Source organism: Paenalcaligenes sp. Me52 (assembly GCF_050487965.1).
In the GTDB taxonomy this organism is placed as follows: Bacteria; Pseudomonadota; Gammaproteobacteria; order Burkholderiales; family Burkholderiaceae_B; genus Paenalcaligenes.
The window spans coordinates 1-647 of the sequence record NZ_JBKQFO010000030.1; the positions used below are offsets into that span (position 1 = coordinate 1).

Here is a 647-nt window from a genome sequence, read left to right on the forward strand (position 1 = left end):
GTCTGCCCTGGCGGAACTGGGTATTGATTTCCAGTCCGATGCGCAGCATGTGACCATCAGGGCCGTGCCTTTACCCTTACGCCAACAAAATTTACAAATCTTGATTCCTGAACTGATAGGCTACCTGGCGAAGCAGTCCGTATTCGAACCTGGCAATATTGCGCAGTGGATTGCACGAAATCTGATGAGCGAACATGCGCAGTGGTCAATGGCACAGGCCATAACCCTGCTGGCGGACGTGGAACGGTTATGTCCGCAACTTGTGAAAACGCCGCCGGGTGGTCTGTTACAATCTGTTGATTTACATCCGGCGATAAAAGCCCTGAAAGATGAGTGATATCAGTAAGGCGAGCCTGCCTAAGGCGATTTTTTTGATGGGGCCGACGGCCTCCGGTAAAACGGCGTTAGCCATTGAGCTGCGTAAAATTTTACCAGTAGAGTTGATAAGCGTTGATTCTGCCCTTATTTACAAAGGGATGGATATCGGGACGGCGAAGCCGAACGCTGAAGAGTTACTCGCCGCGCCGCACCGATTGCTGAATATTCGCGATCCGTCGCAGGCTTACTCGGCTGCTGATTTTCGCCGCGATGCGCTGGCGGAAATGGCCGATATCACCGCGGCGGGGCGGATCCCACTGTTAGTGGGC

2 protein-coding genes are annotated in these 647 nt (G+C 53.3%); both read left to right on the top strand.

The genetic code is table 11. The features are described from left to right. Window positions 1-337 (top strand): hypothetical protein (locus tag ACLO87_RS16790; RefSeq protein ID WP_430224343.1); only part of this gene is annotated, 337 nt, incomplete at its 5' end. Continuing rightward, a partial coding sequence (locus ACLO87_RS16795; RefSeq protein WP_430224344.1) for a tRNA (adenosine(37)-N6)-dimethylallyltransferase occupies window positions 330-647 on the top strand: 318 nt, incomplete at its 3' end. The genes ACLO87_RS16790 and ACLO87_RS16795, both read left to right, overlap by 8 nt.